At 69.2% G+C, this 6,357-nt stretch carries 8 protein-coding genes; 7 read left to right on the plus strand and 1 reads right to left on the minus strand.

The genetic code is table 11. The annotated features are described in order from the left end of the window. Positions 1-115 precede the first annotated feature (115 nt). The 3 genes from rplM (at position 116) to VF697_RS22040 (ending at position 2,562) form a co-directional block, all read left to right on the plus strand. Positions 116-562, plus strand: a complete 447-nt coding sequence (gene rplM / locus VF697_RS22030; RefSeq protein WP_331098058.1) for a 50S ribosomal protein L13 — start codon at positions 116-118, stop codon at positions 560-562. Positions 563-611: 49 nt separating this feature from the next. After that, positions 612-1,013 (plus strand): 30S ribosomal protein S9, encoded by a 402-nt coding sequence (gene rpsI, locus VF697_RS22035; protein WP_331098060.1) that lies wholly within the window; start codon positions 612-614, stop codon positions 1,011-1,013. Positions 1,014-1,164: 151 nt separating this feature from the next. After that, positions 1,165-2,562: a type IV pilus twitching motility protein PilT gene (locus VF697_RS22040; protein WP_331098062.1), complete on the plus strand. Its 1,398-nt coding sequence runs from the start codon at positions 1,165-1,167 to the stop codon at positions 2,560-2,562. A 47-nt stretch (positions 2,563-2,609) separates the two neighbouring features. On the opposite strand, the gene VF697_RS22045 is transcribed toward VF697_RS22040, so the two are convergent. After that, positions 2,610-3,350, minus strand: coding sequence for a hypothetical protein (locus VF697_RS22045; RefSeq protein WP_331098064.1), 741 nt, complete (start codon positions 3,348-3,350; stop codon positions 2,610-2,612). Between the two features lie 34 nt (positions 3,351-3,384). On the opposite strand from VF697_RS22045, the gene VF697_RS22050 reads away from it, so the two are divergent. From VF697_RS22050 to VF697_RS22065, 4 genes are all read left to right on the plus strand, one after another. After that, positions 3,385-3,891 (plus strand): regulatory protein RecX, encoded by a 507-nt coding sequence (locus VF697_RS22050; protein WP_331098065.1) that lies wholly within the window; start codon positions 3,385-3,387, stop codon positions 3,889-3,891. 15 nt (positions 3,892-3,906) lie between these two features. Further along, on the plus strand, positions 3,907-4,683 hold the full coding sequence (locus VF697_RS22055) for an outer membrane protein assembly factor BamD (protein ID WP_331098067.1): 777 nt from the start codon (positions 3,907-3,909) through the stop codon (positions 4,681-4,683). After that, the gene (locus VF697_RS22060) at positions 4,680-5,390 is read left to right on the plus strand and encodes a hypothetical protein (RefSeq protein ID WP_331098069.1); all 711 of its coding nucleotides are present in this window, start codon (positions 4,680-4,682) and stop codon (positions 5,388-5,390) included. The genes VF697_RS22055 and VF697_RS22060 overlap by 4 nt, the downstream gene beginning before the upstream one ends. A 101-nt stretch (positions 5,391-5,491) precedes the next feature. Further along, a partial coding sequence (locus VF697_RS22065; protein WP_331098071.1) for a DUF4388 domain-containing protein occupies positions 5,492-6,357 on the plus strand: 866 nt, incomplete at its 3' end.

Here is a 6,357-nt window from a genome sequence, read left to right on the forward strand (position 1 = left end):
CCCCCTCTAAGACGGTCGGCCTTTCCGGGCCAGCTTGGAAGTTCTCAGGGTGGACCCGCGGTTGCTTTGGCTACAGGCGCTTCGGGCGCCACCAATGACTTCTGGAGTTCAAACAATGTCGCAGAGGACCTACAGCGCGAAGCCGGCGGATATCAAGCGCGACTGGCACATCATCGACCTGAATGGCAAGGTGCTTGGCCGCGCGGCCAGCCAGATTGCCACCCTGCTCAAGGGCAAGCACAAGGCGATGTACACCCCGTCGATCGACACGGGTGACCACGTCATCGTCATCAACGCGGAGAAGGTGCGCGTGACGGGGACGAAGGAGCAGGACAAGATGTACTACCGGCACCCGCGCGCGGGTTTCCCGGGCGCCCTGAAGAGCACCAACCTCGCCAAGCTGCGCGCGCGGCACCCCGAGGACATCATCATCAACGCCGTGCGTCGCATGCTGCCCCGCAACGCGCTGGGCCGTCAGATGATGACCAAGCTCAAGGTCTACGCTGGTGACACGCACCCGCACGCCGCCCAGAAGCCGGTCGCGCGCGAGGTCGAGGCGTAAGCGCTCCTTCCTTCCCCACTTCCACACCTTTTTTTAGAGAAGAGACGACATGGCTACCGCCACCGAGAAGGGTTTCTATGGCACCGGCCGCCGCAAGGAGGCCACCGCGCGCGTGTGGATCCGCCCGGGCACCGGCGTCGTGACTGTGAACGGCCGCGACATCAACGTGTACTTCGGCCGCGAGACGTCCAAGATGGTGCTCAACCAGCCCCTGGACATCCTCGAGCAGAAGGGCAAGATCGACATCGAGGTCAACGTGCGCGGCGGCGGCCTCACCGGCCAGGCCGGCGCCATCCGCCACGGTCTGTCCCGCGCCCTGTGCAACTACAACCCGGACTTCCGCCCCGCGCTGAAGAAGGCCGGCTTCCTCACCCGTGATGCCCGCGCCGTCGAGCGCAAGAAGTACGGCCAGCCGGGCGCGCGTCGCCGGTTCCAGTTCTCCAAGCGCTAATCCGTCTCTTCGGATTCGCTGGAGCACCCACACGGCGGGGGTCCTCTCGGGGGCCTCCGCCGTTGGCTTTTGCGGGCCCGGGCAGGCAATCGAGCCTCGACGGGGGGCTCGTCTTCGGGCCGGTGGGGCGTGCTAGCATCCCGGCCCATTCATGGAACTCAACGAGATCCTCCAGATTGCGCTCCGCGGCGGTGCCTCCGACATCCACCTGAAGGCGGGCCTGCCGCCCATGTTCCGTGTGGATGGCTCACTGGTTCCGCTGAAGGACGGCAAGCGGCTGCCCCCTGAAGAGGTGGCGCGCATGGCCTTCGGCATCATGAACGAGTTCCAGAAGGAGAAGTTCAAGCAGAGCAACGAGGTGGACCTGGCGTACGGAGTCCCCGGGCTCGGCCGCTTCCGCGTGAACGTCTTCCAGCAGCGCGGCACCGTCGGCGCGGTGCTCCGTGTCATCCCCTTCAAGGTGATGACCATCAAGGAGCTGATGCTGCCGACCATCCTGGAGAAGATCTGCCTGGATGAGCGCGGCCTCATCCTCGTCACCGGAACCACGGGTTCGGGTAAGTCCACCACGCTCGCGGCGATGATCGATCACATCAACGCCACCGAGACGAACCACATCATGACGATCGAGGATCCGATCGAGTTCCTCATCCGCGACAAGCGCTCCATCGTGAACCAGCGCGAGGTGGGCGTGGACACGATGTCCTTCGCCCAGGCGATGAAGAGCGCGCTGCGGCAGGACCCGGACGTCATCCTCGTGGGCGAAATGCGTGACCACGAGACCATCGAGACGGCGCTCTCGGCGGCGGAGACGGGCCACCTGGTGATGTCCACGCTGCACACGCTGGACGCCACGGAGACCATCAACCGCATCGTCTCGGCCTTCCCGCCCTACCAGCAGAAGCAGGTGCGCATCCAGCTGGCGAGCGTGCTCAAGGCCGTGGTGAGCCAGCGCCTCATTCCGCGCGCCGACGGCAAGGGCCGCGTGGCCGCCGTGGAGGTGCTGCGCTGCACCGCCCGCGTGAAGGAGCTCATCGAGGACAAGGACCGGACGAAGGAGATTCCGGACGCCATCTCGCAGGGCTTCGACACCTACGGGATGCAGACCTTCGACCAGTCGCTCATGTCGCTGGTGAAGCAGGGGCTCGTCACCTACGAGGAGGCCCACCGCCAGGCCACCAACCCGGATGACTTCGCGCTGCGCTTCTCCGGCATCAGCGCCACCTCGGACTCGAAGTGGGACAACTTCGAGGCCAACGGCGCCTCCAAGCCCGTGCCGGGGACGAACCAGTTCGGCCAGAACCAGCAGCCCCAGGCTCCCGCCGCCACTCCGGCCCGCGCGGCGCCCGCTCCCGCCGCGGCCCGTCCGGGGGTTCTTCCTCCTCCCCCTGGCGGCGCGCCTCGTCCGGGCGCCCCCGCTCCGGCGGCGTCCGCGTCTCGCACGGGCGTTCCGGCGGTGGCTCCGCGTCCCGCCGCTCCCGCGCCCGCTCCCGCCGCGCCGAAGCCCGCCAGCGGCGGCGACGACGACTTCCAGATCGAGCGCTTCTAGGCGCCGTTGGGCCCTCTCCCTCCTGGGGAGGGGGCCCGCGCTCCGCGCTACGCCTCCTCGTCCCCGAGCTGCGCCCGCAGGCGTGTGAGGCGCTGGGGCCCGATGAGCCCCTCCTTCGCGAGCACGTGAAGGAAGTCCACGGTGGCGCGCAGGCCCGACTCCAGCTCGGCCTCGGGCTTGTCGGCGATCTCCGACTCGAAGAGCCCCTCCATGTGCTCGGGGTTGATGGGGGTGGGCCCCTCGCCCCAGGCGATGTTCACCACGGCCCGGGCGATGCGCGCGCGCACGTCCCGCTCGGTCTCGTCCTTGCTCGCCTTCTCGAAGCCGAGGATGAGGGCGTCCACCTGCTCGCGGGTGAGGGCGGCCAGGGCCGGCACCTCTCCGAGCGCCTCCTCCACGTAGGAGCGGTCGAACGTCTCCACCTCCTCCTCGTAGCCGAAGGCCTCCTCCAGGAGGATGGAGGCGATGAAGGCGTCCGTCTCGTCGGGGGTGGCGCCCTCGGCGGCGAGGGCCTCCCGGGCCTTGGCGGTGGCGGCGGAGAGCGCCGGGTCCTCGGCGATGGCGCGCGTGGCGGCATAGGCGGCCAGGAAGACGACGGCCGCCTCGGCATCCGAGGAGAGGTGGCGCTTGCCCTTGCCGCCCATCAGCTCCGAGCGCTTGTCGGGGTGGGCGGCGGCGGTCTCGGCGAAGAGCCGCTCCTCGGGCTCGAGCGGCTCGCCGTTCTTCTCCTTCTGGAGTGTCTCGCGGGCGGCATCGGGGCTGAGGTAGCGGGCGATGAGGGGGTGCATGCCGCGCCTGTTACCACATGCTAGAGAGCAGGCGATGGACTCCGAGGAAGCCACCCCCGAGGAAGTCAGGCGTGCGACGGACGCATGCCTGCGACTGTTGGCCGTCCGGGGCCGCAGCCGGCACGAGCTGCTGACGGCGCTCGAGCGCAAGGGCTTCTCCGAGCCGGTGCGCACCGCCGCGCTGGAGCAGGTGCGGGGCTGGGGCTACCTGGACGACGAGCGCTTCGCCCGGGAGCGGGCGGCGGTGCTGCTGCAGCGGGGCAAGTACGGCCCCCAGGCGGTGCGGCAGCGGCTGGAGGCCCATGGGCTGAGCCGCGAGGAGGCCCGGGCGGCGGTGGACTCGGCCAGCGGCACGGTGGAGTTCGACGCGGAGGCCGCCGCGCGCCAGGTGCTGGAGCGGCGGGGGTTGGCGGGGCGGACGCTGGAGCCCAAGGAGCACGCGCGGGCCGGCCGTCTCCTGGTCAGCCGGGGCTTCTCCGAGGACGTCATCCAGCGGGTACTCGGTGACGCGACGCTGGAACCTTCGGGTCGGGACGATTAGCTTGCTTCCCTACCCATGCGTCTTCTTCGAGCCGTCTGCCTGACCGCCCTCCTGTCCGCCGCTGGTTGCGCGGCCCTCACCACCGGCCAGCCTGGAGATCCCGACTACGGGACCGATGCCGAGGCCAACATCCGCCTGGGCGACGAGGCCCTGGAGCGCAGGGACTTCTTCCAGGCCGAGAAGTACTTCGAGCACGTCCGGACCAAGTACCCCTTCCTCGAGGCGGCCAACGAGGCCGAGCTGAAGCTGGCGGACCTCGACTTCGCCCAGGAGAAGTACGCCGAGGCGCGCGAGAAGTACCAGTCCTTCATCAAGCTCCACCCCACGCACCCCAAGGTGGACTACGCCGCCTACCAGGGCGCCCTGAGCCACTTCCAGGACATCCCCTCGGACTTCTTCCTCCTGCCGCCCTCGACGGAGAAGGATCAGACCGAGGTGCAGGCCGCGCTGCGCTCGCTCAACGAGTTCATCCGCCAGTACCCCGACTCCCAGTACACCCCCGAGGCCAGGCAGAAGCTGGAGGAGACGCGCCGGCGGCTGGCCGAGCACGAGCTGTACGTGGCCAACTTCTACGCGAGGCGCGAGCGCTGGAAGGCCGTGGCGCAGCGGCTCGAGGGGCTGCTGAAGAACTATCCGGGCACCGCGCTCGAGGAGGAGGCCCTCTTCGACCTGCATGACGCCTACGTGCGGCTCAACGACACCGAGCGGGCGAAGCAGACGTTGCAGCGGGTGATCGAGCGCCTTCCGGGGACGCCCGCCGCGGAGCGCGCCCAGCGTCTGCTGGGCTCGTGAGGAGCACCCAGGACTGGAGCCGGCTGGGCGGGGTAGTCATCGCCCTGCTGGCCGCCGGGGTCGCCCTGACGGTGCTGATGCCGCGCCTGTTGGGGATGGCGGCCGGGCCGGAGGTGGAGATCATCACCGCGCTCAAGAGCACCGAGCAGGACCGCCTGGAGTTGGCCATCCCCGGGGCGGGCGCACGGCTCACCTCCCAGACGCACCACTTCGCGCGCATCACCGTCAGCGTGGAGCCGGGGGGCCAGCGTGCCGTGGCCTCGGCCACCCTGGACTTCTCGGGCCGGCTGGGGCGCACCGAGGTCAGCTCCCTGGGCGTGGAGCAGGTGCCCTTCGTCCTCCGGGGGCGGGAGTGGGTGCCGGAAGGACTGGCCGCGCCCCGGCTGGCGGCGGTGGTCGGCGCGCTGGAGGCCCGGCGTCGGGCGCTGGAGGCGGGGGATCGGAAAACCCTTATGGCGCTGCGGGGCCCGGGGGAGGCGGGGGACGGAGGCGGGGAGGCGGAGGTGGAGCGGGTGCTGGCGCTTCAGCGGCGCCGCTACGAGGCGCGGGCGTGGTACCTGCGCCTCGAGCGGGACGAGGCGGTGGTGACCGAGGAGTGGCGCCTGGAGGGGGTTCTTCCCTCGCGGCCGGTGGACGAAAAGGGCCAGCGCCGGCTCTCGTTGATTCGCAGTGGTGAGGAATTCTTGTTTTCGCCCGGTCTCATGTAGGCTAGGCGGGTTCTCAGCAGGGCTCGGCTGGAGTGGGAGCGGAGGGGCGACGAGGGAGGGCCGAGCACCACGGCAACACTCATCATCGAGGTCGTAGCACCGTGAGCACTCCGAGCGGATCGGCGGCAAGGGCGTACGCGCTCAAGTTCATCTCCGGCAAGTATCAGGGCGGCGAGTTCCCCCTGAAGGCGGAGCGGCAGATCGTCATCGGCCGTTCGAGCGAGCTGGACATGGTGCTCGTCGAGGACATGGTGTCGCGCAAGCACGCGCGCATCGTGGTCAACGGCACCGGGCAGATCTCCATCGAGGACCTGGGCTCGACCAACGGCACCTTCGTCAACGGCGAGAAGGTGAAGCAGGCGACGCTCAAGGAGGGGGACCGCATCCTCATCGGGACCTCCATCCTCAAGCTCATCCAGCAGGGGGCCGGTGTCGGCGAGGTCGACGACGCCATGGCCAAGCAGAAGCTGGAGGAGGCGGCGGCGGCCCAGGCGGCCCGGACCTCGACGAAGGCCTCGTCCATGACGGGGAAGATCGAGGAGATTCCGCTGCCGGACCTGCTCCAGCTCTTCCATACGTCCAAGAAGAACGGCGTGCTGGTGGTGAGCAACGAGCACGAGGGGAAGATCTACCTGCGCCAGGGCCGCGTGTACTACGCGGTCATCGACGACAACCACAACCTGGGGCCGCAGAAGAGCTTCAACCGCATCGTCACCTGGGAGCAGGGCGACTTCGAGCTGCGGCCGGCCGATCCCCAGGAGTTCATGGTGGAGATGGACTCGTCCACCGAGGCGCTGCTGATGGACGCGCTGCGCCAGCTCGACGAGTACAAGCGCATCCAGAAGGACCTGCCGGCGTTCGCCACCCAGCTCACCCTGGCCATGCCGATGACGGCCCCGCTGCGCGAGCTGTCGCCGGAGCTGCTGGACGTGCTGCAGCTGGTGCACAACTACGGCTCGTTGGGCGG

The sequence above is a fragment of the Archangium sp. genome, from assembly GCF_036388035.1.
In the GTDB taxonomy this organism is placed as follows: Bacteria; Myxococcota; Myxococcia; order Myxococcales; family Myxococcaceae; genus Archangium.

What these genes read in the sequence shown, in the direction of transcription:
- rplM (WP_331098058.1), top strand. Translation starts at nt 116, where the DNA reads ATGTCGCAGAGGACCTACAGCGCGAAGCCGGCGGATATCAAGCGCGAC.
- rpsI (WP_331098060.1), top strand. Translation starts at nt 612, where the DNA reads ATGGCTACCGCCACCGAGAAGGGTTTCTATGGCACCGGCCGCCGCAAG.
- VF697_RS22040 (WP_331098062.1), top strand. Translation starts at nt 1,165, where the DNA reads ATGGAACTCAACGAGATCCTCCAGATTGCGCTCCGCGGCGGTGCCTCC.
- VF697_RS22045 (WP_331098064.1), bottom strand. Translation starts at nt 3,350, where the DNA reads ATGCACCCCCTCATCGCCCGCTACCTCAGCCCCGATGCCGCCCGCGAG.
- VF697_RS22050 (WP_331098065.1), top strand. Translation starts at nt 3,385, where the DNA reads ATGGACTCCGAGGAAGCCACCCCCGAGGAAGTCAGGCGTGCGACGGAC.
- VF697_RS22055 (WP_331098067.1), top strand. Translation starts at nt 3,907, where the DNA reads ATGCGTCTTCTTCGAGCCGTCTGCCTGACCGCCCTCCTGTCCGCCGCT.